The following is a 23479-nucleotide window of genomic DNA, read 5'->3' as shown; positions in this document are numbered from 1 at the left end:
TAACCTAAGCGGGGTGAGAGGATGGCGGTTAAGGACTGTCCCGAGTGTCACGGAACGGGAAAGGTCAAGGTAGGCGAGAAGGAGTGCCCCGTTTGCGAGGGCTGGGGCTACGTTCCGGCTGATTTCAAGATAGGCGACAAGCTGAAAGGTTACCGGAACCTTGACCACCTCGGCGTCGAGGACGAGGTTGATGAAATCCCCTGTCCAGAGTGTCACGGCAAGGGAACGGTTCCGGTTTACGACACCTGCCCAACCTGTGGCGGAACGGGCAAAGTCCTTGTCTGCGACATCTGCGGCAAGATAAAGGAGCCCTGGGAGCCGGGAATGGAAACGACGTGGGTCTGCCCGGACTGCCTCAGAAAGTACAAGGTCGTCTTCATACTCGACAAGACCTGCGACTACGAGGACGTTGAAATCGGCAGTCTCTACAAGGGGACAATCGACAGGGTCGAGCGCTTCGGAGTTTTCGTCAAGCTCAACCCGCACGTCGTTGGTCTAATCAAGAGGAAGGACCTCCTCGGCGGAAGGGAGTACCTGCCGGGACAGGAGATAATAGTTCAGGTTCTCGACGTCAGGCCAGACAAGAGGGAGATAGACCTCATCGAGTCACCCCAGAGGCACTACAAGACCGTCGTCGTCAAGAAGGAACTCCCCGTAACGCCGATAGCCGAGCTCAGCAAGGACATGGCCGGAAAGACCGTGAGGATACAGGGAAGGGTCACCCAGATACAGGTCACCGGGGGGCCGACGGTCTTCACGATAACCGACGGAACGGGAATAACCTGGGCGGCCGCCTTTGAGGCGCCGGGAGTGAGGGCCTACCCGAACATAAACGTCGGCGACATCGTCGAGGTCATAGGCAAGATAGCCTTCCACTCGGGCGAGATTCAGATTGAAGTCAGCGACATGGCGAGGCTCTGGGGACCCGATGCAGCGAGGGTGAAGCAGCAGATAGAGGCCGAGCTCGACAAGCGCGCCCAGCCGAAGGACGTGGGATTCCTCGTCCAGAGCGAGGTCTTGGAGAAGCTCAAACCGAAGATTATGAAAGCTGCCTTTATGATACGCAGGGCCATCTTCGAGGGCAGGCCGATTCTCCTGAGGCACCATTCGGATACCGACGGCTACACCTCAGGCCTGGCCCTTGAATACGCGATAGTCCCGCTGATAGAGAGCATCTCGCCGGACCCGCAGGCGAGGTGGAAGCTCTTCAAGCGCAGACCGAGCAGGGCTCCCTTCTACGAGCTGGAAGATGTGCTCAAGGACATAATCTTCATGGTCGAGGACCACGAGAAGTTCGGCGACCCGCTTCCGCTCGTTGTCATAGTGGACAACGGCGGAACGAGCGAGGACATTCCAGCTTACAAGAGGATAAAGGCCTACGGGGTTCCCATCGTCGTCATAGACCACCACGACCCGCGCGAGTGGATAAGCGAGGACAAGGCGAAGGTTGACGAGTACGTCGATGTTCACGTCAATCCGCACCACGTCAAGCGCGGTTACTACGAACTAACTGCCGGAATGCTTGCCACCGAGGTGGCCCGCTTCGTCAACCCCGACGTTGAGGACAAGATAAAGCACCTGCCAGCGATAGCTGGAACCGGCGACAGGAGCAAGGCGCCGGAGTTCTACCAGTACCTTGAGATTGCCAAGAAGGCGAAGGGCCTCACCGAGGAAGACCTGAAGAAGATTGCCGAGGTCATAGACCACGAGGCCTTCTACTGGAAGTTCATGGACGGGCACGGGATAATAGACGAGATTCTCCTCCTGACCGGGAACCTGCAGAGGCACCGCGAGCTGATAAACGCGATTTATCCAGAGGTCAAGGAGAAGCAGGAGAAGGCTTTAAGGGCCTCCCTGCCCCACGTCAAGAGCGTCGTTCTGCCCAACGGCATAAGGTTCAACACCATCGATGTCGAGCTCTTCGCACCGAAGTTCAGCTATCCTTCACCGGGCAAGCTGAGCGGTTTAATCCACGACCACTTCAAGGAGAAGTACGGCGAGGATTCTCCAATCTTAACCCTCGCCTACGGACCGGACTTCGCCGTGGTTAGAGCGAGCGACGGGATGGCGGCTTACAACTTCGACCTCAACGCCATAATCCCAAGGCTCCAGGAGAAGCTGCCTTCAGCTGGAATTGAAGGAGGAGGCCACAGCTACGCGGGGTCAATCAAATTCTTTGAGGGCATGCGCAAGGAAGTGCTTGAGGAGTTCGCCAAGGAAGTCGTGAAGCTGAAGAGGGTCTGAGGCCAACCTTTTTAACCTCCCCCTCCTAATTATCCCGGTGAAAGCTTTGAAGGTAGTTCTTGAGGTAACTTTCAGGATGGGCGGAGTGAACTTCCGCGGTACGAGATGGGAGGACGGAAACCTCGTTTTTGAGTTCGAGAGGCTTGGCGATGCGTTCATTCAGGTTCTCAGCAATCAGAAGGTTGAGGCCGAGGTTGAGGAACCCCCGAAGAAGGTCCTCGTCGAGCTGAAAACGAAGGAAGGGGGAAAGGTCTTCGAGGCCTTTGAGAGGGACGGGAGATACCTCGCGGCCGAGCCTTAAACCCGGGAAACGAACACTGAGAGCCGGTTTCCCCTTTTATCTTCGAGCACGATTCTCAAAAAGTCCTTGGGTGAAACGAGAAGGGTCAACTTAGGGGACTTTAGAAGAACACCTGCCCTTCCAAAGGCCAGGAAGTCTCCTATCATTCCCGGTTTCTCCCACTCCCTGAGCACGACCTCCGTTGAGTTAACCAAGCTGAAGTAGCCGCCGTAAGCCGTTATCGTGACCTCACCGGAGAGCCCCTCGACGTTCAGGGAAACCCAGAGACCGCCATTGTGTGGGGAGAGCCGAAGTGATGAAACTTCCCTACCATTGAAGAGAACGCTAACCACATAAGTCCCGTTTTCACCGGAGCCACCGGCAGTAACGTTGGCCCAAGCGAGCTCAACAATCCTCCTCGCCCTTTCCAAATCGCTTTTCGTGGGGGAGAAGTACCGGATTCCCGAAAGGGTCTCAAACTCAAGGGGGTAAACGTGGGGGTCGTGCTCGGTGGGGAGGAGATAAGCGTTCACACGGCCGTACTTCGCCAGAACGTCGCCCCAGTAAATCGTGCCCCTCGCACCGAGATAGTAGGCGGTCAGGGCCGTCTTCAAATCCGGGAACTTGATTGGCCTGGCAACGCAGTGAGGACATGAGCCATAAAGAACCACAAAGAGCTTTCTGACGGCAAACCAGTCGTAGAGCTCCCAATCCCCTGTAGAGGGGTAATAAACGGCCAAAAAGGCGTGGGATGAAACTTCTCCGGTAACCTCCACAAAGAAGTAGAGCGCCCTTATACCGGCTTCCTCGTTTATCCTTCGTATTATCGCCCAGCGAACCATCGTCCAGTCGTCACAGTCACCACCAGAGGAAATCGTGCGGGAGGGGAGATGCGTTCCCCCAATGTTCTCATAGAGCCTGCCCCTGGACCACATCACCATGAAGGCCGTTCCCCTGAGGAGCTCCGGTGTTGGCGCATATCCCGCGTGTGTAACCCATCCCCTGGCAGTTTCGACAGTTTCGTCAACGTAGTTTTCAACGTACTCTCCATCAACATCACTGAGGAGGGCTCTCGCGTTGAACGTCCAAACCGGAACTTTATCGCGGGGCTCGCCGAGCTTAAAGTCGAACGGGGAGTAGGGACTTTCCACGCTGTAGTTCTCACCGTGACCAAGTCGGTACTGGATGAACTTGATTGGAACGACGAGAAAGCGTTCGGGGCCGGAGGGAGAGTTCAGCTTAACCTCTGGAGGGGCAACCAAGTTTGCCAGCAGAAGGAATGTAACGAGGAAAATCGCGAACACCTTGGCAACGCCAGTCCCAAGCCCCATCCCACCACCGAATTGCTTTGGTCAACGTTTTAAAAGGCATTTTCCCAAATCCATACGGTGATGCCCATGTTCATGGCCGAGTTCAAGCTCAGATTTGGAGACAGAAAGTGGTACGTGAGGAGAATCGTTGAGGCTTCCTCACTTGAGGAGGCTGAGGAGAAGGCAAAGCGCTACGCCGAGCTCATGAACAGGGGAGAGGTTGAGTGGAAGCTGAGCTACGTCATAGAGGCCGAGAGGCCCCTCATAATAGGCGACGAGGAGCTCAAAAAGCTGAGCTGAGCTCCCCGGCAAGGTTTTTCTCCATTATCCTTCTCACTTCTTCAACCTCCCCCGTCCTGCCGAGGGCGTACATGAGCTTGACGAGCGTTGCTTCTTTCGTCATGTCTCCGGCGGGAATAACGCCGGCCTCGAGGGCCCTCCTGCCAACTTCGTAGCGCGTCAGGTCAACGCCACCGTAGAGGGCCTGCGTCGTCATAACAACCGGCTTCTCCCTCGCAACCTTTGAGACGGCCTCGAGGAGGTTCCGCCCGCGGTAGGGAATTCCCCCGGCGCCGTAGCCTTCGAGAACTATGCCGTGAACCCTCTCCGCAACCGCGAGAAAGACCTCCGGGGAAAGGCCTGGAGTTAAGCGAAGGTAAGCAACGTTCGGGTCTATCCTCGGGTCGAAGGACGGCTCTCCAGCGGGAAGCTCGGGCCTGTGCCGTATAACGACCTCCTCACCCTTGATGTAAGCAATGTCGGGATAGTTTATGCTCTGGAAGGCGTTGAGGCCGAGGGAGTGCACCTTTGAAACGCGCGTGCCGAGCATTATCTTGTCCATGAAGGCGACGTATATCCCAGGAAAGCCCTTCATCGCGAAGGTTAAGGCCGTTTTCAGGTTCCTCGGTGCGTCGCTGTTGGGTTCCGTTATGGGGAGCATCGAGCCGGTCAGAACTACCGGAATCGGAACGTTCCTCAGCATGAAGCTCAGGGCCGAAGAAGTGTATGCAAGGGTATCCGTTCCGTGGGTTATGACGATTCCATCGTAGTCGTTCAGGCTCTCAAAAACGGCCTTTCCAATCGTTATCCAGTCCTCGGGCTGAATCAGCGTGCTGTCGAGGTTGAGTATGTCCTTCGCCTCTATCTCAACGCCGTCGCCCTTTATTCCGGCCATCTCCAGTATCTCGCCGACGCTCAGCGTGGCTTTGTAACCCTTCTCGGTCTTCGCACTCGCTATCGTCCCGCCGGTGCCGATTATTAGAATCCTCACTCCCACCACCGTGCCGAGTATGCCCCACAGTTTTTAGTCTTTTTGACGGGGAATGAACAAAAAAGAACAGAAAAAATTGGCAGAACGTCAATCAAACTGGAGCAGGACGAAGGCCAGGAAGGCCATGGCGGAAGCTAAGAGGAAGCTGTAGGTTAATGAGTAGGCGCTCCAGAGGTAGCCGGCAATCAGCGAGGCAGGAAAGGCGAACACTCCAACCACAGTGTGATAGGCACCTATAACCGTCCCCTTCTCGCCCTCCCCTGCCAGCTCAGCCATGTACGCCCTCGGAACCGTGTCAATCACCGCCATGTGGAGGCCGTAGAAGACGAAGGCGAGGAGAAGAACCGTCAAGTCCCTCGCGAAGGCAAAGCACAGGCTTGCGAGGGCCGAGAGAAGGAAGCCAACGCCGATTAAGGCCTTCTTGCTCACCCTGTCCGAGTAAACTCCTATCGGGTATGCCGAGAGGGCGTAGATGAGGTTGAAGAGCGCGTAGAAGGCAGAGCCCTGAAGAACCGTGTAGCCGAGCTCCTCGGCCTTCCAGAGGGTGAATGCGTAGCTGTACCTGCCGAGGGTTCCTACGGCGACAACCGCAAGGAAGAGCTGAAGGGAACGGCTCTTCAGCGACGAGACGCCCGCTATCTTTTTCTTAACTTCCCCGCCCCTGTCCCTAACGAAGAGCGCTATTATGAGGAGCGACAGCAGTCCAGGAACGGCGGAGAGAAGGAAAATCCTCCGGTAGAGGGTTTCCCTCGGCAGGTATGAGAGGAGCCCGATTAGCAGAACCACCACGAGGGGACCAGCAACCGCGCCAAGGGTGTCCATCATCCTGTGGAAGCCGAAGGACTTTCCGGTTTTTCCGTTGCTCGATTCAGCTATTAGAGCGTCGCGAGGGGCCGTTCGTATTCCCTTCCCAGTTCTATCGAGCAGCCTGAGCGCGAGGAAGTCGAGCGGACCGCGCGAAAAGGCAAGCAGACCCTTGGAGAGCGTCGAGAGAGCATAACCTGTGAACACGAAGGCCTTGCGCTTCCTGAAACGGTCACTGAAGTAGCCGAAGAGGACCTTGAAGAGCGAACTCGCGCTCTCGATGAGGCCCATTATCGAACCGCCCGCGAGCTTCCCGACTTTGAGAACCTCGGTCAGGTAAGCAGGAACTATCGGCGCTATCATCTCACTGCTCATATCGTTGAGGAAGCTGACGATGCCGAGGAGAAAGACGTTCCAGCTGATTCCGAAGACCCTCTTTTCTTTCTCGTCCATCCTTCATTCCTCCAGGAGTTCCTCACAGAGCTCCCTCAGCTTCTCTTTTCCCTCTTCAAGGGCCTTAATGCCCCTTTTCGTTATCGTGTAAACCCTAACCCTCCTCCCGTTCCGAACCTCTTCCCGGCTCGTGAGAAGGCCCTTCCGCTCGAGCTCGTGGAGGAGGGGGTAAATCGTGCCGGGACTGAGTTTGTAGCCGTGCCTCCTAAGTTCTTCCATCATGAAACTGCCTGTGACACCGTCCCTCGCGTGGTGGAGGACGTGGAGCGTTAGGAAGTCCCGGTACTTCATATCGAACACCGATATCGAAATGCGATATTTGGGTATAAAAATTTTGGCTCAGCGGCGGCGCTTCATGTTGAGCACCGCCAGGCCGAGGAAGAGGACCCCAAAGCCGAGAAGAACGGCCACGTCACCCCATATCTTATCAAGCCCCCAGCCGCGAATCATGACCGACCTGAGGGAATCCACCGCGTACGTCGGGGGGAGCAGATAGGAGAACGGCCGGAGATACTTTGGTATGGCCTCCACCGGCCAGAAGATGCCCGACAGCAAAAACGTGGGGACGACTATCATCGGGACGAACTGGACCGCCTGCGCCTCGTTCCGGGCGAGGTTGGAGAGGAGTATCCCGAGGTTGACGCCGACGATTGCCAGGAGCGCCACGAGGGCGAATGCCAAGAGGAGGCTCCCCTCAACGTTCACCCCGAAGCCGAAGACCGCTATGGCGAGCATTATCGCCGCCTGGATTGTCCCTATCACACCCGAAGCTATCGAGTAGCCGAGGACCACCTCCCCCTCACTCAATGGGCTCGCCAGGGCCCTGTCGAGCGTTCCGAGGTTCCTCTCGCCTATGAAGGACAGGATTGAGAGCACCGTCGAGATTAGGAACACCGCGAGCGACATGACGCCCGGCAGGAACGTGTCCATGAACTTGGTGTTCCTTCCGTACACGGCGTTGTAGCTGACCCTGACCGGCAGTCTGAGGCCGTTCTCCTCGAGGGTTCTCATGAGCGCAGCGTTGATGCCCGAAACGACGGCGTCGGCTATGTAGGTGTTGCTCCTGTCGAGGTAGACCCTGATTTCCCCGGGATTCTCCGGAAAGTAGATGACGGCCCAGCACCTCCCGTCCCTCAGCTCTTTCAAGGCATCCCCCAGGGTTTCCGCCCTCGAAACAGAGAACGTGCTCGCGTTGAGGTTCCCAATAAACCCGGAGCCGAAGCTTCCGTCGTCGTTGACGACGACCACCTTAACGTCGTGGACGTGGCCGCCGAAGGCCAGGCCGAAGAGCACCATGAGGACAATCGGCGTGATTAGGGCGTAGCTCAGGAGCCTCTTATCGTGCCTCAGCTCCAGCAGGCTCCTCCTCGCCACGGCCAAAACCCTTCCTGAGTTCATCCTTTCACCCCCGTGAGCTTTAGAACGGCCTCTTCGAGCGTTGCCGAGCCGGTCTCAGCCATAATCTCCTCAGGAGTCGCCGTGACGAGGACCCTTCCGGCAATCACAATCGCAACGCGGTCGCAGTTCACGGCCTCGTCCATGTAGTGCGTCGTTATAAGGATTGAAGCACCCTCGTCTGTCAGCTCGCGGAAGTACCTCCAGAAGCTTGCCCTCAGCCCCGGGTCAACCCCCACGGTGGGTTCATCGAGGATTAGAAACTCGGGTTCGTGCACCAGCGCGCAGGCGAGGGAGGCCCTCCTCTGCATCCCGCCGCTGAGTTCAGCAACAAGCCTGTCCCGGAACTTCTCAAGCCCCACGAACCTCAGCACCTCCTCCTTCCTCCTCTCGAACTCCTCTCGGGGGAGGCCGTAGAGGCGGGAGTAGAACCACAGGTTCTCCTCGACGGTGAGGTTCAGGTAGAGGGCCAGCTCCTGCGGCATGTAGCCGACCCTGGCTAAAACTCCCTTGTCCGGCATTTTCCTGCCTAAAAGTTCGATTTCGCCGGAATCCGGCTTCAGAAGTCCGACTATTGTCTTTATCGTTGTCGTCTTCCCTGCCCCGTTCGGCCCGATGAGACCGAATATCTCTCCCCTTTCAACCTCGAAGGAGAGCCCCCTGACGGCTTCAAAGTCCCCGTAGCTCTTTCTGAGCTCCTTAACAACGAGGGCGGGCATCACCACCACCGGGTTCACCTCCGGGAAAAGGGATATAAGGATGTTGTAACTGAAAGAGTTACAAATTTTAAAGGGTGGTCCCATGGAGGAGCTCGTTGAGAGGCTGATGAGGCTTGGCCTGAAGGAGTACGAGGCGAGGGTCTACGCGGCCCTCGTCATCACCGGACCCGCGAAGGCGAGCGAGATAGCCAGAGAGAGCGGCGTCCCGAGGCCCAGGGTCTACGACGTCCTGAAGAGGCTCCACGAGAGGGGCTTCGTTGAGGTCAGCGAGGGCAGTCCGGCGTACTTCAGGGCGGTTGAGCCCGAGAAGGTGATAGCGTCGCTCAGGGACGACTACATTCGCTCAGCGGAGGAGGCGATAATAATGCTCAAGAGCCGCCAGAGGGACAGGCAGGAGGAGTGGCTCCCCGTGTGGTACCTCCAAGGTGAGTGGAGCGTTAGGAGCCGCGCCGAAGAGCTCGCTGAAGAAACCGGAGAAGAGTTCGTGGCGACGTTTATGGAACCTGCTCTCGTCCTGAAGTTCAGGAGGGCCTTTGAGAGGGCGAAGGAGAAAGGAATAACTCCAAAAATCCTCATACTCACGAGGAAGGCCTTCCGCGAGAGCAGACTTGAGGAACTGGGAGATGTTTACTACCTCCCCCTTTCAAAGGTCCTCGAAGGTGAGCCGAGGGACTTCATGGAGGCGGTTGCGAGGGCCCTCTTCTCCACAGGGGAGCGCTACGTCGTGAAGGGCCTCTTCGTCAGGGACTCCCGGGAGTCTCTCCTCGTCTACGAGGAAGGCGGAATCAGGGGCATCCTAGTGAAGATACCCTTCATCCCCGTAATCCAGAGGGAGGTCGTGGAGTACTACCTCAGGAAGCTGGACGGCTATTCGAGCACGTGCCTTTCAAGGACGTAGCAGTGGAACGTTCCCTCAAAGACCTTCTCATTTTTCTCGTTGGAGACCTCTGCTTTGACCAGCTTTTTACGTCCAAGGTCTTCGATTACCTTGGCCTTGGCCATCAGCCTCTCACCGGCCTTAACTGGCTTGAGGAACTTAACCTCGGCCTTTCCGAGGACAACGGTGGGCTCGTTCACGGCGAGCATAGCCGCGTAGTCTGCCAGTCCAAAGGTAAAGCCGCCGTGAACGAGGCCGTACTCGTCAACCGCCATCTCCTCAGTAGTTAAAAGCTCGACCTCAGCTTTCCCGGGCTCGATTTTCAGCGGCCTTCCGACGAGCCTCTCAGAGGTAAGCCTGTGCGTCCTCTGCTCCATTTCCCACACCAAAAGTTTATCTATCCGAGAGCCCTAAAAAGCTTGATGCCTATGCACCCGCTGGAGGAAGCAGTCCGGGTCAAGGGCTCAACCGAGTTCACGAGGAGCGAGCTGGTCGGAATCCTGAGCTTTCGCCTGCGGCGCTTCTCGGTTAGTAAGGCAAAGGAGCTGATAGAGGAGTGGATTAAGGAAGGTCTCCTGGAGGAGCGCGAGGGAAAGCTCCACGCGAGGATTGAGGCCCTTGAAGAGGCCGAGAAGCCCGAAAACCTGCTCGGGGAGATGGTTGTTCATATAGCGAGGGCCCTTGGCTGGACGGAGCTTGAGGTAATGGAGGGGATAAAGGCACTGCGCGAGCGCTACGGCGACCTGGACGAGCGGATTTTAGCTTACCTCTTCGGCCTTGAGAAGGGCGTTGATATGTCGAAGTTCAGGGACAGGATTGACGTCTGATTAACCCTTATTAACCTCCACCCCGATTCTGTAATTGGTGACCCCCCCATGCCCGAGGAGGCTCTCATCGTCGTGGACATGCAGAGGGATTTCATGCCCGGCGGAGCGTTGCCGGTTCCCGACGGCGACAAGATAATTCCGAAGGTCAACGAGTACATCAGGAAGTTCAAGGAGAAGGGAGCGCTGATAGTGGCGACGCGCGACTGGCACCCGGAAAACCACATAAGCTTTAAAGAGCAGGGAGGCCCCTGGCCGAAGCACTGCGTTCAGGGAACTGAGGGGGCGGAGTTCGTCGTCGAGTTGCCAGAGGACGCGGTGATAATCTCCAAGGCCACCGAGCCGGATAAGGAAGCCTACTCCGGCTTCGAGGGGACGAACTTGGCAGAAATACTCAGGGAGAAGGGCGTTAAGAGGGTTTACGTCTGCGGTGTCGCGACGGAGTACTGCGTCAGGGCGACGGCCTTAGACGCCGTGAAGCACGGCTTCGAGGTCTATCTCCTGAGCGACGCGGTAAAGGGCATCAACCCGGAGGACGAGAAGAAAGCTCTTGAGGAGCTTGAGAAGGCCGGCGTGAAGATTCTGTGAGCCTTTTCCATTCTTTTAGGAGGACGAGGAGCAGGTTTAACACGATTGGTCCTATTATAAGGCCCTTCAGCCCCATCGCCCAGGTTCCTCCAATCATTCCTATGAACACGAGGGTCTCGTCGAGCTCCGTGTCTCTCGCCACGAGCATTGGCCTTATCGTGTAGTCGGGCATCGGGGAGACGAGGAAGAAGCCGTAGAGCGCTATTCCAAGGGCATGGAGATAAGCGCCCTCGACTGCAAAGTATATCGCCGCCGCGAGCCAAATCATCCAGCCCTCGAAGAGGGGGACGAAGGAAAAGGCGAACGTCAGGAAACCGGCGACTATGGCCGTGTAGAGGTCTGAGACGCGGAAGATTATGAAGCCGATTGTCATCAGGATTCCCTTGGCCACGTTGAGGAGGAGCCATGCCCTAACGAGGGCGGAGAGAGTTTTGTTCACGCTCCATAAGATTTCCTCGCCGAGCTCGCGGTTTTTCTCGGGCAGGAGGGCGTATATCTGGGCCCGGATTTCCTCCCCGTAGGCGAGGGCGTAGTAGTAGGTGAAGAAGAACACAAAGAGCTGGAGGAGGTAGGAGGGCAGGGAGAACGCCTGCCTTGAGAGGTAATCAGCTATCCTGGGAACAACCTGGTCCTGAAAGTGCTGGAGGAAGTTGAGGACGTCCGAGGGTAGCGGAAGGGTCAGAAGCCAGTTGAAGACGTCCACGACGCTGTCGTAAAAGGACATGAGAACCTGAACAGAGACGAGGAGGAGTTCCAGCGTCAGTGCTCCGCCAAAGACGAGCATTGAAAGGCTTATCACGAGGGCGGAGCGCTTCCTTCCGAGCCTCACGGAGAGCCTGCGCTGAATCGGGTAGGAAGCGTAGGCCAAGACAAGGCCGAAGAATATGGGAGTCACGAGGGGATGCACTACCCTCCAGGTTACGTAGAGGATGATTGCTATGACCGCGCCCCAGACGAGTTCCTCGGCCTTCATCCCAAGGGTTTATTAGCCCCGACTATAAAAACCCGCCGGTGGTCGTATGGAGGAGGCGCTGGTTGAGAGGTTCATCTCGTACCTTGAGAGAGGCGAGAGGCTGATGGACGAGGGCCGATACGGCGAGGCCTTTGAGGCCTTCCTCGACGCCCTGAAAACCCTCGGCGCGCTGGTGGTTTACAGGGAAACCGGAATGCTCGTTCCGGCACAGAGGCTCAGCGGTTTCCTCGGAAAATGGCCTGAGCTCGAGGAAGCCCTGAGAAAGTATTCATCCCTCACGGGAAGCGAGGAAACGGCAAGAGCTTTAAGGGAGGAGCTGGAAGAACTGAAGGGGATGATGAGTTTGCCGAGTTCCGAGCGGTGACGAGACTCAGCCTCTGACCCAGAGCGAACCAACGCCCCCACTACACTGGGAGGCAGTGTTCGCGAGGACTTTGGCAAAGCCCCTGCCTGCCCTGAGCCGGACGAGGACATGACCCTTTCTCGTGAGGAAGAGCAACTCAATCCTTCCGGAGCGGAAGCGAACCTTGGGAGAGCCCCTTAAATAGAGCGCCCCATGATTTTCCCTGCCCCACAGGGAGCTTATCTCTATTGATTTTCCCGAGAAGAAGAGCGAGAGCCTTACATCCTCCGGGGTTACAGGCTCGTCCTCGAGGTAAACCGTCCCCCGGCTCGTGCCCAGGTACAGGGAGTTTGATAAGCTGTCAACGTACTTCCCCAAAGCTTCATAAACTGTCCTATCCATCGGTCTCACCATACGTATTTGAACTTGAGAGTATATCGGTAATTGGTCGTTAACGGTGGTTGCCATGAGGATTGTTTCAGCCGACACTGGTGGGGCCCTACTAACCGAGGACTACGAGCCGATAGGACTCATTGCAACTGCTGCAGTACTGGTTGAGAAGCCCTACAGAACGGCGACGCTCAGCAGGGTGAAGTACGCCAACCCCTTCGACTACGACATGAGCGGAAGGCAGGCCATCAGGGACGAGGCGTTCCTCGCGGTTGAGCTTGCGAGGGAGGTCAAACCGGACGTTGTCCACCTCGACTCAACCATCGGCGGGATAGAGGTGAGAAAGCTCGACGAGCCGACCATTGACGCCTTAACGATAACCGACCGCGGAAAGGAGGTATGGAAAGACCTCGCGAAGGACCTCCAGCCCCTAGCCAAGAAGTTCTGGGAGGAGACCGGGATAGAGATAATCGCCATCGGCAAGTCGAGTGTCCCGGTTAGGATAGCGGAAATCTACGCTGGCCTGTACACGGCGAAGTGGGCCATCGAGTACGCGAGGAAGGAAGGGAAAGCTATAGTCGGCCTCCCGCGCTACATGAAGGTCGAGATAAGGCCCGGAAAAATCTACGGTGAGAGCCTCGACCCGCGCGAGGGCGGTCTCTTCGGGGAAATCGAGGCCGAAACAGAGGGAATCGGCTGGGAGCTCTACCCGAATCCGCTCGTGAGGCGCTTCATGGTTCTGGAGGTTTGGGGGGAGTAAGGGGGCTAAGCCCCCTTCTCCAGCTCGCTCGGGAACTTTATGGCGTCGAACGGGCACGTCTGGTTGCAGACGCCACAGCCCGTACAGAGCAGGCTGTCTATGCGCACCTTGTTCGTCTCGGGGTCGTAAACGAGCGCCGGACAGCCGGTCAGGAGTATGCACGCCTTACAGCCAGTACACTTGTCCTCGACGACGAGCGGAATCTCGCCTATCTCACCGCGCCTTATCACTGGAATGACGCACTCGCGCTTCGCTATTATCACAGCCGGCCCCTCCACCTGCATGGCCTCCTTTATAGCCTCCCTCGTGGCCTTGAGGTCGTATGGGTCGACGGTCTTGACGTACTTCACTCCGAGGGCCTTGACCAAGGCCTCGATGTCAATCTCGTTGAACTTCCTGCCGGTTTCGCTGCCGCCGGTTCCCGGGTGCGGTTGATGGCCGGTCATCGCGGTGGTTCTGTTGTCGAGTATCATCACCAGAACGTTCAGATTCTTGTAGACAGCATCAACGAGGGGCTGAATTCCGTTGTGGAAGAACGTCGAGTCACCGATTGTCGCGATTATCTTCTTGTTCATAACGACGCTCTGGCCGTTCGCTAAGCTGATGCTCGCGCCCATGACGTATTCGGTCCAGATTGCCTCGAGCGGGGGCAGGAGCGAGAGGGCGTAACAGCCGATATCTCCATGAATGGGGACGGAGTAACGGCCGAGCTTGAGGTCGCGGAGGGCATCCAAAGCGGCCCTATAGCTTCCCCTGTGCGGACAGCCGGGGCACATTACCGGCGGTCTCTTCGGGGCGAGGCTTTCGGCGAGCTTTACCTCCTCCGGCTTCTCGTAGGTTTCCTCGCTCTCGCCGATTAGCCTGAGGAGGGCGTTTCTGACGAGGCTCGGGGTTAGTTCGCCCTCAAGGGGTAGATGACCGGTTCTCTTGCCGTAGATTGGAACGTTCAAGCCGGCCTCGTAAGCGGCTATCTTGACCTCCTCCTCGAGGAACGGCGCGCCGTCCTCGATTACAATCGCGAAATCAACGGTTTTGAGGAAATCAACGACGAGCTTCCGCGGGAGCGGGTGGGGCGTTGAGAGCTTGAGGACCTTGAAGTCCTCCCCGATTTTCGGAAGAACCTCCTTAACGTAGTTGTAGGGCGCGCCCTCGACGATTATTCCGATTCTACCATCCCCTTCGACCCAGTTAAAGGGCATCGAGTTGAACTCCTCCTCTATCTTGGCGAGGGTCTCGTTGAGCCACCTGTGCCTCTTCCTGTTGCCCTCCATGCTCGCGCGCACGTAGCGCTCGATGTCCTTCTTGAAGACGGGCTTCCTGTCGAGTTCGATGAACTCGCCGACCTCCACGTCGGCGGTTGTGTGGTTAACCCTGGTCGTTGTCCTGAAGATGACCGGGACCTTGTACTTCTCGCTCAGCTCGTAGGCGTACTTAATCAGGTCGTGAGCTTCCTGCGGGTCGGCCGGCTCGAGAACGGGCAGGAGGGAGAGCTTTCCATAATAGCGGTCGTCCTGCTCCGTCTGGGAGGTGTGGGGTCCAGGGTCGTCCGCCACGAGGATTACGAGACCGCCTTCAACACCTGAATAAGCGAGGCTCATAAGCGGGTCCGCTGCCACGTTCAAACCGACGCACTTCATAGTAACGAGCGCCCTGAGGCCGGTGTAGGCAACTCCTGCGGCTTCCTCAAGGGCAACCTTCTCGTTGGGCGCCCACTCGGCGAAGACCTCTGGCTTGAGCCTCGCTATCGTCTCTATCACTTCAGTTGAAGGCGTTCCGGGGTAGCCGGTGGCAAAAACAACGCCGCTCTCAAGGGCGCCGTAGGCTATCGCCTCGTTTCCCATGAGAAGCTTCTTCTCTCGCCTCTCACCTTTCACCTCGGCCGAATCAGAAGGGTAAGCCTTAACCGCCTCCATGTCACCACCGTAGTGGATTGGCGCAGGAGGTTAAAACTCTGCCTTCAACCGCTCCGCACGGATTTCGAAAGATTTTCGAACCAAGGCTTATATACCGTGACGTAGAGGAAGTTTTATGAAGGTCAAAGAACTCCTTGAGCTTTTGGAGGAAACGATAGGCCACCTCAGAATAGCGCTCGTCGTCAATCAGCAGAGGATTTTTGAGAGCCCGATGACAAGCTACGAGTTCGCCCAGAGGGCCGTCGAGATTCAGGAGGATTTAGAAGATTTAGAAAAGCTCAGGGCAGAACTTGGGAGGCTCGACCCGGAGAGCGACGTCGAGGAGCATTACCCGAGGGAAGAAGTTGAGAGACTCTTGAAGACCCTCGAACTCCTCAGGAAGAGCGAGAGCTACGCCTACTGATTTAAGGACGCTATCAAGCTCCAAAGTAAACTCTGGGAGAGTGTAGTTTTCCACCTCATAGGTTTTTAGATAATGCTCACAAACGAATTTCGGATCCTTTAACTCTTCGTTCCTTGCGTGCTCTGTATAAGCTAATCCGCCAAGCAGGAGGAAAATAATGAGAAAAACAAGCAAAACCTTAACCCTCATCCCCAAACCACCTCCATGAAGTAACCAACGCCAGTGTATGGGCCCGTTTTGGGTGTGAATTTATTGTCCAAGTCAAGGGGTATTGAGAGGAGTACCTTCTGCGGGGGTGGATAATCCCCAATTTATTAACCGTCAACAGTAGCATGTGACTACTTCTTGTTATCCTCCGTTTAATTTCTAAAATCTCAATATTAGCCACCCGAATTAGCGAGTAGTCTTGCATCCCTGCAAAACTTTAATTGTGTCTCTGTGAAGGTAGTGGAATTGAAAGTATTTTTTCATGGAGATTCCCCAGTAATATCTTTTGATAGCCACTGTATCAACATCGGCTCTTGGAGAGAGGCAGTAAACCTCGATCTTTGCGAAGCTGATAATTTCGCTGAGGTTTGAGAGTGCTTCATAAAATGCACTCTCAATAGATTTTCTGTTCAAAACAAATGAACCTAAGTACACTGGCGTAGCATTTCCTACTATTTTAGTGCCTGGATAGTACACAGTTTTGGTAGAGTTCATTCCTTGTGGAGTCTCAACAACCCAGATTCCCTCGGAAGTATTTCCAAAACTTGGAATTACTAGTACATCCTTCGTTCCTACCTCATAGGCTCTTGTGTTCACTTGGAGGTATGTTTCTATCCAGAGTTCTTTTTTGGCATATAGAACGGCAATCCTTCGAATTGTTTTGTTGTCGTACTGTTTGAGAATTTGCTCAACCGTTGGGAATTTTGGCGGGTTTTCTTTGGTGTACCATTTTCCAGCGAAGAGTAACGCTGGAGTTTCTTTTGGTGCTTTTTCAAGAAGTTTTAGATGAAGGGCAAGTGGAGAATAGTTTAAGGGCGTTCTTACAGTTTTTGTCTTCTTGGTTCTGAAGAATAGCGGAGAATTCTGGTTAATGTAATAAACTTTGAGTTCCTGAGTTTTAGGGTTGTACGTTGCGAACTGCCAGAAATTGCTATCATGGTAGACCGCAATGAGCCTTTCACTGCTTGGAATCCCCGCCAATTTATAAGCTCCCTCTGCCGAGGAGAGCTTGTGGTAAGTGTAAAAGTTGTAGGCGAAAAAGAAGAGGAGCAGAATCAAGAGGAAAGCAAGTAAAGACCTCATCCCCAGATCACCTCCATGAAATAGCTGACACCCGTGTACGGGCCTGTTTTGGGGATGAAACTATAGTTTGGAGCAAAGAGGACTTCTATCTTGTTAGAGATGATTATAGGCACCTTTTTACACGAATAACTTCCCTTGCTAGTGCTAGGATCCTCAAGGGGTACGCATGCTTTTATTCTCAAATTCTTGCTTGTGAGAATTTTGTACAGTGTTTCCCAGGCGGAGGAATGCCACCCATCTGAATCTTTTGAATCTCCCCACTGGTCTGTCGTGTGGTCTTTCCAGTCCCCAAACTTCTCTGAGAGGTATTCATGGAATCTTTCATAATCCTTTGGCGTGCTCAACTCGCTCCAGCTCCACTCGTGCTTCATGACCGAATGTGGGGCCATGTTGTACAATTCCCAGTTGGGATAACACGCAAAATCATCGCACGTCATGTAACCCCAGAGGTATGTATTGTGTTTCCAGTCCTCATACTCGTCCCCAAACCAGAAGACATAGTGCCCAAGCTCATGAGCTAAAGTTCTACCCCACCTTACACTGCCAATGCTTGCAGTGCCTCCAGGATAGCTGAACCTCTCAAACTCCTTTGACATCATGATGTGGATGTATCCTTTTTCTTTGAGAGTTACATTCTTGCTTCTTTTCATCCAATATCCCCCCACTATTGCCTGTGGCCATCCATCGTAAAAGACCTGAGCGGGGGTTTGGGGTAGTAACGGGTGAGTGTAGTGAACCCTAACATCTGCCATGTCCCAGTTCCTCTTGTCATCCCAGATTGTAACCCTGGTTATCATCGCGTAGCCATCCGTGTAGTCGTAGATGAAGTCACTCGCCTTCCTGATGCTGTAAATCAGATTCTTCTTGTCCTCCTCGCTCATCTTCCACTCGACGGAAACGTTCAGCTCAATGCCGAGTATATCTCTCTTCGCCGGGTCCTTCCCAATCAAAAGCTCCACCGCGTTGGGAACGCCGTCGCCGTCGTAGTCACCGTTCAGGTCGGCGTTATTTTTGTCCGTTGGGTCAAAGCGCACGGTAAATCCGTTCGCCTCAAGCTCCCTGTTCAGCTCGATTTCGCGGTAGAAGGGTATTCCGTCGGCGTCGTTGGTGGTTACAACGAACCAGATTTCGCCGTCCGGAGTGTCGTCAGCTGAAGAGTACGAGACGACAAGGCCTGACTCCAGAGGCATTTCTCCGGAAGAAGTTACAACTCTGACATCACCTTTAAGTGTCGTTACATCGTTGCCTATAATCTCATTGCTCAAAATCTCAGCGGAACTTGGAGAGCTTGCCATCGCGACAACGTCATTTCCTGGAGAAGTCAGCTTAGCCCCGTAGGTGTTTACGAGGGTTACGTTGATTACCGTTCCGTTCTCCAGCCTGACCTGTGCAACCTTCAGGCTTTTCGGTTTTGCTATTGAGAATGCTGTAGTTCCATCTTTCACCGTGACGTCGCTAACGCCTTCAATCGTTTTCATGCCGATGATTTCACCCCCAATTCCGGCCTTTTCAAGTATGCTTTCGTATTTGACGTAAACCTTGAGGTCTTTGTCAGGGTCCCTCGGGCCGACGTTGCAACTGCACTGAGGGCAGAATAGGAGTTCTGCCACAGATACGTTTTGATTAAAGCCGGCTCGGTTCCGTTGTACCACCAGATTGGAATATCAGGTCAGTCCCGTTCCAGTGGGCGTTTTTGATTTTCATGTAGTCCGAAACCACGACATCACCGCTCAGAGTCCCGTTTAAGAGGACCTCAATCAGGGCAAGAATCGCCTTCCGCTCATCAGGAGTGGCGTTCTGAAGGGATTTTAGGTATCCCTCGAAGAAGGGGTTAATTACGCCCTTCTCCCCAGTTTGGGTTTTTGACAGTGCTTTCACAGTTGGATGCACCATCCCGCTCAAAACCACTAGCACAATGAGAAACACCACAACCGCCTTTCTCACTTTTATCACCACCAAATGTTGTTCCGGTGTGAAACTGATATTCCAAAAATTAAAAATATTGCGGAACAGACTAACCACTACCCAAGATCCCGTTAAAAGCCTCCCTCAACCGTGAAACCTCTTCGGGTTTGAGTCGGTTCCGCACCCACCGCTCCTTCAAACTTAAGTTTTCGTCCTCCAAATCGAGGACGGCCTTTCTGACGCCTCCCCTCGGGTTTCTGCTGTCGCCCCTCCAGCGTGGAATGACGTGGAGATGCAGGTGCGGGACCGTTTGACCTGCCTCCTTTCCGAGGTTCATGCCGACGTTGAAGGCGTCCGGCTTCAGAGTCTCCCTCAGGACTTCCATCGCCAGCTCCATGCCCCTTATCAGGGCGAGCTTCTCATCGTCTCTAAGGTCTTCCCAGCGCTCGACGTGCCTCCTCGGGACGACGAGGAGGTGTCCCCTGCTGGCCGGATAAGCGTCGAGCAGGATTCTTATTAGGCTATCCTCGTAGAGGAGTTGTTCCTTCGGCGGTCTGCAGAAGGGGCACTCCATCGGCAACACCAAAGGCTTAAAATCCTCCCGCCTAAAAAAGCTCCCGGTGGTGGCATGGAGGAGCTCAAGGAGATGGAGCGAACCTATAAGAAGTTGCTCTCGGCTGGACTGCTCACCCTCCTGCTCGGCTTTGCACTGTTGATATTCAAGCCTCTGGGAAAGGCGTCCCTCTACATCGGTCTCGTCGTCTTCGCGCTGGCTTTCATACCGCTTGAGCTCGCCAAGAGAACCGCGAGGAGGATGGCGGTTATAGCCTTCAGGGGAGGATAGAAAAGCTTAATAGAAAACCCGGCAACTATCGAAAAGGAGTGAGAAACAGGGGTGATGTAGAATGGCGTTTGTACCACCGCAGGCCGGCTACGACCGGGCGATAACCGTTTTCAGCCCGGACGGAAGGCTGTTTCAGGTAAACTATGCGAGGGAAGCTGTAAAAAGAGGCGCAACGGCTGTAGGAGTTAAGTGGAAGGACGGAGTCGTTTTGGCCGTTGAGAAGAGAATCACGAGCAGGCTCATTGAGCCGAGGAGCTACGAGAAGATTTTCCAGATTGACGACCACATAGCGGCCGCTCCGAGCGGTATCATCGCTGATGCAAGGGTTCTCGTTGACAGGGCCAGGCTGGAGGCCCAGATTTACCGCCTCACCTACGGCGAACCCGTTCCGCTCACCGTTCTGGTGAAGAAAATCTGCGACCTCAAGCAGGCCCACACCCAGTACGGCGGTGTGAGGCCCTTCGGTGCCGCTTTGCTCATGGCGGGCGTTAACGACAAGCCCGAGCTCTACGAGACCGACCCGAGCGGTGCCTACTTCGAGTGGAAGGCGGTAGCGATAGGAAGCGGAAGGAACGTGGCGATGGCCATCTTCGAGGAGCACTACGACGAGAACCTCGACAGGGACGGGGCCATAAAGCTCGCCATACTCGCCCTGTCTAAGACGCTTGAGGAGCCAACCGCCGACTCGATAGAGGTGGCCTACATAACCACCGAGGACAAGCGCTGGAAGAAGCTCCCGAGGGAGGAGCTTGAGAAGTACCTCAACGAGGTCCTTGAGGAGATTAAAGAGGAAGAGGTTGAGGAGAAGGCCGAGGACTACTCCGAGCTCGACCAGAACTACTGAGGTGGCGGGCGATGCCGATTAGCGTTGACAAAGCGGTAATCGCCCGTCTGAAGACGCACGGCGAGACCTTCGAGATACTCGTTGACCCCTACCTCGCGAGGGACTTCAAGGAGGGCAAGGAGGTTCCCATAGAAGAAATCCTCGCAACTCCTTACGTTTTCAAAGATGCCCACAAGGGCGACAAGGCCAGCGAGCACGAGATGGAGAAAATCTTCGGAACCAGCGACCCCTACGAGGTTGCAAAAATAATCCTCCAAAAGGGCGAGGTTCAGCTCACCGCGGAGCAGAGGAGGCAGATGCTCGAGGAGAAGAAGCGCTACATAGCGACGATAATCCACAGGCACGCGGTTGACCCGAGGACCGGCTATCCGCACCCGGTGGACAGAATCCTGAGGGCAATGGAAGAGGCAGGGGTTCACATTGACCTCTTCAAGGACGCCGAAGCTCAGGTTCCGAAGGTTATCAAGGCGATTAGACCGTTGCTCCCGATAAAGCTCGAGGTCAAGGTCATAGCGGTGAAGATACCGAGCGACTACGTTGGGAAAGCCTACGGCGAGGTTAGAAAGTTCGGAACGATAAAGCGCGAGGAGTGGGCCAGCGACGGCTCGTGGATGTTCCTCATCGAGATTCCCGGAGGAATCGAGGAGGAGTTTTATGAGAAGCTTAACGCCCTGACGAAGGGCACCGCTCTTACTAAACTTGTAGAGAGGAAGGGACTATGAGGCGGATTTTTGTAAAACCAAGGGAACTGGTGGTCCCTGGGACGTTGCTCGCCCAGGGGCCGTTTAAGAACGGAAGGGGAACCTTCAGGGAAGGCAACAGGATTTACTCAACGGTGATAGGACTCGTCGAGATAAGGGGAGACCTCATAAGGGTCATTCCGCTCGAGGGGCCCTACATCCCAGAGGTCGGGGACAACGTCCTCGGAAAGATAGTGGACGTCAAGTTCTCCAACTGGACCGTTGACATAGGGGCACCGTACCAGGCCAATTTACGCGTTCAGGACGCTGTTGAGGAGCGCATAGACCTGCTCAAGACCGACCTGAGGAAGATTTACGACATAGGCGACATAATCTACGCCAAGGTGAAGGCCTTCAACGAGATAAACCAGATTGACCTCACAACGAAGGGGATGCCCTTCAAGGGCGGCCCGCTCAGGGGCGGACAGCTCGTCACGATAACGCCTTCCAAGGTGCCGAGGCTCATCGGCAAGGGCGGTTCGATGATTAACATGATTAAGAAGCTCACCGGGACGAGAATCATAGTGGGCCAGAACGGCTGGGTCTGGGTGAGCGGAAAGAACGACGAGCTCGAGAAGCTCGCGATAGAGGCGATACTCAAGGTTGACCGCGAGAGCCACACGCAGGGGCTGACCGACAGGGTCAAGGAGTACCTGCTTTCGAGGCTCAGGGAGCTCAAGGAGCAGGGAGTTATTGAGGAAATCCCCCAGCTTGAGGAGAAGGAAGGTGAGAATGATGATGGGCAGGCCTGAGGGTTTAAAGCTCATCGACGAGAACGGTAGGAGAATCGACGGCAGAAAGAAGTACGAGCTTAGGCCCATTAAAATGGAGGTTGGCGTCCTCAAAAACGCCGACGGCTCGGCCTACGTCGAGTGGGGCAAGAACAAGATAATGGCCGCCGTCTACGGCCCAAGGGAGATTCATCCCAAGCACCTCCAGAGGCCGGACAGGGCAATTCTGCGCGTCCGTTACAACATGGCTCCCTTCAGCGTTGAGGAAAGGAAAAAGCCCGGACCGGACAGGAGAAGCGTCGAGATAAGCAAGGTCATAAGGGGCGCGCTTGAGCCGGCCCTAATCCTCGAGATGTTTCCGAGAACGGCGATAGACGTTTTCATAGAGGTTCTCCAGGCCGACGCAGGGACAAGGGTTGCCGGAATAACCGCGGCCTCGCTTGCCCTCGCGGACGCTGGAATACCGATGAAAGACCTCGTGGCAGCGTGCGCCGCCGGAAAGATTGACGGAGAGATAGTCCTCGACCTCAACAAGGACGAGGACAACTACGGTGAAGCAGACGTTCCCGTTGCAATAATGCCCCTCAAGAACGACATAACGCTCCTTCAGATGGACGGCTACCTGACGAGGGAGGAGTTCATTGAGGCAGTGAAGCTCGCCATAAAGGGAGCCAAGGCAGTTTACCAGAAGCAGAGGGAAGCGCTCAAAGAAAAATACCTCCGCATAGCCCAGGAGGTGGCGGGCAATGAGTGAGATGGAAGTCATGGCCAGCATAATGCGCGACCACATCATAAACCTCCTCAGGGAGGGCAAGAGGATTGACGGAAGGGGCTTCGAGGACTACCGCGACCTCGAGGTCAAGGTCAACGTCATAGAGAAGGCCGAGGGCTCTGCCTGGGTCAGGCTCGGCAACACGCAGGTCCTCGTCGGAATAAAGGTTGACCTCGGCGAGCCGTTTCCGGATTTGCCGGAGAAGGGCGTCATGACGACCAACGTCGAGCTCGTTCCCCTTGCCTCGCCGACCTTCGAGCCCGGTCCGCCGGACGAGAACGCCATCGAGCTCGCCCGTGTTGTGGACAGGGGAATAAGGGAGAGCGGGGCCGTTGAGCTCGAGAAGCTCGTCATCGTCCCCGGCAAGCTCGTCAGGGTTATCTTCATCGACGTCCACGTTCTCGACCACGACGGCAACCTGCTCGACGCGAGCGGAATAGGTGCAATAGCGGCCCTGATGAGCACCAAGATTCCGAAGATTGAGTACGACGAAGAGAGCGGGGAGGTAAAGATACTCGACGAGTACGAGCCCCTGCCGGTTAAGAGCGTCCCGATACCGGTCACCTTCGCGAAAATCGGCAACACGATGGTCGTTGACCCCAACATAGACGAGGAGCGCGTCATGGACGGCAGGATTACGATAACCACCGACGAGAACGGCCACATTTCAGCGGTTCAGAAGGGCGAGGGCGGAAGCTTCAAGCTCGAGGAAGTCATGTACGCAGTGGATACCGCCTTCAAGAAGGCCGAGGAACTCAGGAAAATCGTCCTTGAGGCCGTTGGAAAGGCCTGACCCTTTCCCTCTTT

General features: G+C 55.5%; 29 protein-coding genes. 15 read left to right on the top strand and 14 right to left on the bottom strand.

The features are described from left to right. The first annotated feature begins 21 nt into the window (after positions 1-21). A complete protein-coding gene (locus tag BD01_RS10240) occupies positions 22-2244 on the top strand; it encodes a DHH family phosphoesterase (protein WP_042692743.1) in 2223 nt (740 codons plus the stop codon). 46 nt (positions 2245-2290) lie between these two features. Then, positions 2291-2545: a hypothetical protein gene (locus BD01_RS10235; RefSeq protein WP_042692740.1), complete on the top strand. Its 255-nt coding sequence runs from the start codon at positions 2291-2293 to the stop codon at positions 2543-2545. Here the strand turns inward: BD01_RS10235 and BD01_RS11105 are convergent. Further along, positions 2542-3855 (bottom strand): hypothetical protein, encoded by a 1314-nt coding sequence (locus BD01_RS11105; RefSeq protein ID WP_051482211.1) that lies wholly within the window; start codon positions 3853-3855, stop codon positions 2542-2544. The two genes, BD01_RS10235 and BD01_RS11105, sit on opposite strands and share 4 nt — an antisense overlap. Before the next feature lie 66 nt (positions 3856-3921). Between BD01_RS11105 and BD01_RS10225 the strand changes: the two genes are divergently transcribed. After that, on the top strand, positions 3922-4134 hold the full coding sequence (locus tag BD01_RS10225; RefSeq protein ID WP_042692738.1) for a hypothetical protein: 213 nt from the start codon (positions 3922-3924) through the stop codon (positions 4132-4134). Here the strand turns inward: BD01_RS10225 and BD01_RS10220 are convergent. From BD01_RS10220 to BD01_RS10200, 5 genes are all read right to left on the bottom strand, one after another. Beyond that, positions 4118-5104: an asparaginase gene (locus tag BD01_RS10220; RefSeq protein ID WP_042692736.1), complete on the bottom strand. Its 987-nt coding sequence runs from the start codon at positions 5102-5104 to the stop codon at positions 4118-4120. The genes BD01_RS10225 and BD01_RS10220 overlap by 17 nt on opposite strands. 87 nt (positions 5105-5191) lie before the next feature. Beyond that, positions 5192-6361 (bottom strand): MFS transporter, encoded by a 1170-nt coding sequence (locus tag BD01_RS10215; protein ID WP_042692733.1) that lies wholly within the window; start codon positions 6359-6361, stop codon positions 5192-5194. A 3-nt stretch (positions 6362-6364) separates the two neighbouring features. Beyond that, a complete protein-coding gene (locus BD01_RS10210) occupies positions 6365-6652 on the bottom strand; it encodes a PadR family transcriptional regulator (protein WP_042692730.1) in 288 nt (95 codons plus the stop codon). A 48-nt stretch (positions 6653-6700) separates the two neighbouring features. Then, positions 6701-7759 carry an ABC transporter permease gene (locus BD01_RS10205; RefSeq protein ID WP_042692728.1) on the bottom strand — a complete coding sequence of 353 codons (1059 nt, stop codon included), beginning with the start codon at positions 7757-7759 and terminating at the stop codon, positions 6701-6703. Further along, on the bottom strand, positions 7756-8475 hold the full coding sequence (locus tag BD01_RS10200; RefSeq protein WP_042692726.1) for an ABC transporter ATP-binding protein: 720 nt from the start codon (positions 8473-8475) through the stop codon (positions 7756-7758). The genes BD01_RS10205 and BD01_RS10200 overlap by 4 nt, the downstream gene beginning before the upstream one ends. Before the next feature lie 82 nt (positions 8476-8557). Here BD01_RS10200 and BD01_RS11100 point away from each other — a divergent pair, with 82 nt between their 5' ends. Next, positions 8558-9373, top strand: a complete 816-nt coding sequence (locus BD01_RS11100) for a TrmB family transcriptional regulator (protein ID WP_051482210.1) — start codon at positions 8558-8560, stop codon at positions 9371-9373. Here BD01_RS11100 and BD01_RS10190 read toward each other — a convergent pair. Continuing rightward, positions 9343-9729, bottom strand: a complete 387-nt coding sequence (locus BD01_RS10190; protein ID WP_042692724.1) for a PaaI family thioesterase — start codon at positions 9727-9729, stop codon at positions 9343-9345. The two genes, BD01_RS11100 and BD01_RS10190, sit on opposite strands and share 31 nt — an antisense overlap. Positions 9730-9780: 51 nt before the next feature. Here BD01_RS10190 and BD01_RS10185 point away from each other — a divergent pair, with 51 nt between their 5' ends. Continuing rightward, positions 9781-10179 carry a DUF2240 family protein gene (locus tag BD01_RS10185; RefSeq protein WP_042692723.1) on the top strand — a complete coding sequence of 133 codons (399 nt, stop codon included), beginning with the start codon at positions 9781-9783 and terminating at the stop codon, positions 10177-10179. Positions 10180-10227: 48 nt separating this feature from the next. Then, entirely contained in the window at positions 10228-10764 is a 537-nt protein-coding gene (locus BD01_RS10180) for a nicotinamidase (protein ID WP_042692721.1), read from the top strand. Here BD01_RS10180 and BD01_RS10175 read toward each other — a convergent pair. Next, complete coding sequence (locus tag BD01_RS10175; protein ID WP_042692718.1) at positions 10700-11737, bottom strand: AI-2E family transporter; 1038 nt, start codon at positions 11735-11737, stop codon at positions 10700-10702. The genes BD01_RS10180 and BD01_RS10175 overlap by 65 nt on opposite strands. A gap of 46 nt (positions 11738-11783) precedes the next feature. Here BD01_RS10175 and BD01_RS10170 point away from each other — a divergent pair, with 46 nt between their 5' ends. Next, positions 11784-12101, top strand: coding sequence for a hypothetical protein (locus BD01_RS10170; RefSeq protein ID WP_042692716.1), 318 nt, complete (start codon positions 11784-11786; stop codon positions 12099-12101). 6 nt (positions 12102-12107) lie between these two features. On the opposite strand, the gene BD01_RS10165 is transcribed toward BD01_RS10170, so the two are convergent. Continuing rightward, positions 12108-12482 (bottom strand): hypothetical protein, encoded by a 375-nt coding sequence (locus BD01_RS10165; RefSeq protein WP_042692713.1) that lies wholly within the window; start codon positions 12480-12482, stop codon positions 12108-12110. Positions 12483-12546: 64 nt separating this feature from the next. Between BD01_RS10165 and BD01_RS10160 the strand changes: the two genes are divergently transcribed. Next, on the top strand, positions 12547-13230 hold the full coding sequence (locus BD01_RS10160) for a DUF4152 family protein (RefSeq protein WP_042692711.1): 684 nt from the start codon (positions 12547-12549) through the stop codon (positions 13228-13230). Positions 13231-13235: 5 nt separating this feature from the next. Here BD01_RS10160 and iorA read toward each other — a convergent pair whose 3' ends face one another. Then, positions 13236-15143, bottom strand: coding sequence for an indolepyruvate ferredoxin oxidoreductase subunit alpha (gene iorA / locus BD01_RS10155; RefSeq protein ID WP_042692709.1), 1908 nt, complete (start codon positions 15141-15143; stop codon positions 13236-13238). Between the two features lie 115 nt (positions 15144-15258). Between iorA and BD01_RS10150 the strand changes: the two genes are divergently transcribed. Next, positions 15259-15546 carry a hypothetical protein gene (locus tag BD01_RS10150; protein ID WP_042692708.1) on the top strand — a complete coding sequence of 96 codons (288 nt, stop codon included), beginning with the start codon at positions 15259-15261 and terminating at the stop codon, positions 15544-15546. Positions 15547-15939: 393 nt separating this feature from the next. On the opposite strand, the gene BD01_RS11415 is transcribed toward BD01_RS10150, so the two are convergent. The 4 genes from BD01_RS11415 to BD01_RS10130 all read right to left on the bottom strand — a co-directional run bounded on the left by BD01_RS11415 (position 15940) and on the right by BD01_RS10130 (position 19315). Then, a complete protein-coding gene (locus tag BD01_RS11415) occupies positions 15940-16836 on the bottom strand; it encodes a hypothetical protein (protein ID WP_084606339.1) in 897 nt (298 codons plus the stop codon). Beyond that, entirely contained in the window at positions 16833-18446 is a 1614-nt protein-coding gene (locus BD01_RS10140) for a hypothetical protein (protein WP_156927408.1), read from the bottom strand. The genes BD01_RS11415 and BD01_RS10140 overlap by 4 nt, the downstream gene beginning before the upstream one ends. 13 nt (positions 18447-18459) lie before the next feature. Further along, the gene (locus BD01_RS10135) at positions 18460-18780 is read right to left on the bottom strand and encodes a hypothetical protein (protein WP_042692706.1); all 321 of its coding nucleotides are present in this window, start codon (positions 18778-18780) and stop codon (positions 18460-18462) included. 70 nt (positions 18781-18850) lie between these two features. Then, positions 18851-19315, bottom strand: coding sequence for an HIT family protein (locus tag BD01_RS10130; RefSeq protein ID WP_042692704.1), 465 nt, complete (start codon positions 19313-19315; stop codon positions 18851-18853). A gap of 54 nt (positions 19316-19369) precedes the next feature. Between BD01_RS10130 and BD01_RS10125 the strand changes: the two genes are divergently transcribed. From BD01_RS10125 to rrp42, 6 genes are all read left to right on the top strand, one after another. Then, a complete protein-coding gene (locus BD01_RS10125) occupies positions 19370-19585 on the top strand; it encodes a hypothetical protein (protein WP_042692701.1) in 216 nt (71 codons plus the stop codon). Positions 19586-19646: 61 nt separating this feature from the next. Then, on the top strand, positions 19647-20429 hold the full coding sequence (gene psmA / locus BD01_RS10120; protein WP_042692700.1) for an archaeal proteasome endopeptidase complex subunit alpha: 783 nt from the start codon (positions 19647-19649) through the stop codon (positions 20427-20429). An 11-nt stretch (positions 20430-20440) separates the two neighbouring features. Further along, entirely contained in the window at positions 20441-21151 is a 711-nt protein-coding gene (locus tag BD01_RS10115; RefSeq protein WP_042692697.1) for a ribosome assembly factor SBDS, read from the top strand. After that, positions 21148-21921: an exosome complex RNA-binding protein Rrp4 gene (gene rrp4, locus BD01_RS10110; protein ID WP_042692694.1), complete on the top strand. Its 774-nt coding sequence runs from the start codon at positions 21148-21150 to the stop codon at positions 21919-21921. Before BD01_RS10115 ends, rrp4 begins: the two co-directional genes overlap by 4 nt. After that, a complete protein-coding gene (gene rrp41 / locus BD01_RS10105) occupies positions 21905-22654 on the top strand; it encodes an exosome complex exonuclease Rrp41 (protein WP_042692692.1) in 750 nt (249 codons plus the stop codon). The genes rrp4 and rrp41 overlap by 17 nt, the downstream gene beginning before the upstream one ends. Continuing rightward, complete coding sequence (rrp42, locus tag BD01_RS10100; RefSeq protein WP_206203807.1) at positions 22647-23465, top strand: exosome complex protein Rrp42; 819 nt, start codon at positions 22647-22649, stop codon at positions 23463-23465. The genes rrp41 and rrp42 overlap by 8 nt, the downstream gene beginning before the upstream one ends. Positions 23466-23479 lie beyond the last annotated feature (14 nt).

The sequence above is a fragment of the Thermococcus nautili genome (genome assembly GCF_000585495.1).
GTDB classification, from domain to species: domain Archaea; phylum Methanobacteriota_B; class Thermococci; order Thermococcales; family Thermococcaceae; genus Thermococcus; species Thermococcus nautili.
This window is presented reverse-complemented; position numbering and strand designations above follow the sequence as displayed.

Coding starts and splice junctions, on each gene's coding strand:
- BD01_RS10240 (WP_042692743.1), top strand. CDS start 22: ATGGCGGTTAAGGACTGTCCCGAGTGTCACGGAACGGGAAAGGTCAAG.
- BD01_RS11105 (WP_051482211.1), bottom strand. CDS start 3,855: ATGGGGCTTGGGACTGGCGTTGCCAAGGTGTTCGCGATTTTCCTCGTT.
- BD01_RS10225 (WP_042692738.1), top strand. CDS start 3,922: ATGTTCATGGCCGAGTTCAAGCTCAGATTTGGAGACAGAAAGTGGTAC.
- BD01_RS10215 (WP_042692733.1), bottom strand. CDS start 6,361: ATGGACGAGAAAGAAAAGAGGGTCTTCGGAATCAGCTGGAACGTCTTT.
- BD01_RS10210 (WP_042692730.1), bottom strand. CDS start 6,652: ATGAAGTACCGGGACTTCCTAACGCTCCACGTCCTCCACCACGCGAGG.
- BD01_RS10205 (WP_042692728.1), bottom strand. CDS start 7,759: ATGAACTCAGGAAGGGTTTTGGCCGTGGCGAGGAGGAGCCTGCTGGAG.
- BD01_RS10200 (WP_042692726.1), bottom strand. CDS start 8,475: ATGCCCGCCCTCGTTGTTAAGGAGCTCAGAAAGAGCTACGGGGACTTT.
- BD01_RS11100 (WP_051482210.1), top strand. CDS start 8,558: ATGGAGGAGCTCGTTGAGAGGCTGATGAGGCTTGGCCTGAAGGAGTAC.
- BD01_RS10190 (WP_042692724.1), bottom strand. CDS start 9,729: ATGGAGCAGAGGACGCACAGGCTTACCTCTGAGAGGCTCGTCGGAAGG.
- BD01_RS10185 (WP_042692723.1), top strand. CDS start 9,781: ATGCACCCGCTGGAGGAAGCAGTCCGGGTCAAGGGCTCAACCGAGTTC.
- BD01_RS10180 (WP_042692721.1), top strand. CDS start 10,228: ATGCCCGAGGAGGCTCTCATCGTCGTGGACATGCAGAGGGATTTCATG.
- BD01_RS10175 (WP_042692718.1), bottom strand. CDS start 11,737: ATGAAGGCCGAGGAACTCGTCTGGGGCGCGGTCATAGCAATCATCCTC.
- BD01_RS10170 (WP_042692716.1), top strand. CDS start 11,784: ATGGAGGAGGCGCTGGTTGAGAGGTTCATCTCGTACCTTGAGAGAGGC.
- BD01_RS10165 (WP_042692713.1), bottom strand. CDS start 12,482: ATGGATAGGACAGTTTATGAAGCTTTGGGGAAGTACGTTGACAGCTTA.
- BD01_RS10160 (WP_042692711.1), top strand. CDS start 12,547: ATGAGGATTGTTTCAGCCGACACTGGTGGGGCCCTACTAACCGAGGAC.
- iorA (WP_042692709.1), bottom strand. CDS start 15,143: ATGGAGGCGGTTAAGGCTTACCCTTCTGATTCGGCCGAGGTGAAAGGT.
- BD01_RS10150 (WP_042692708.1), top strand. CDS start 15,259: ATGAAGGTCAAAGAACTCCTTGAGCTTTTGGAGGAAACGATAGGCCAC.
- BD01_RS11415 (WP_084606339.1), bottom strand. CDS start 16,836: ATGAGGTCTTTACTTGCTTTCCTCTTGATTCTGCTCCTCTTCTTTTTC.
- BD01_RS10130 (WP_042692704.1), bottom strand. CDS start 19,315: ATGGAGTGCCCCTTCTGCAGACCGCCGAAGGAACAACTCCTCTACGAG.
- BD01_RS10125 (WP_042692701.1), top strand. CDS start 19,370: ATGGAGGAGCTCAAGGAGATGGAGCGAACCTATAAGAAGTTGCTCTCG.
- psmA (WP_042692700.1), top strand. CDS start 19,647: ATGGCGTTTGTACCACCGCAGGCCGGCTACGACCGGGCGATAACCGTT.
- BD01_RS10115 (WP_042692697.1), top strand. CDS start 20,441: ATGCCGATTAGCGTTGACAAAGCGGTAATCGCCCGTCTGAAGACGCAC.
- rrp4 (WP_042692694.1), top strand. CDS start 21,148: ATGAGGCGGATTTTTGTAAAACCAAGGGAACTGGTGGTCCCTGGGACG.
- rrp41 (WP_042692692.1), top strand. CDS start 21,905: ATGATGGGCAGGCCTGAGGGTTTAAAGCTCATCGACGAGAACGGTAGG.
- rrp42 (WP_206203807.1), top strand. CDS start 22,647: ATGAGTGAGATGGAAGTCATGGCCAGCATAATGCGCGACCACATCATA.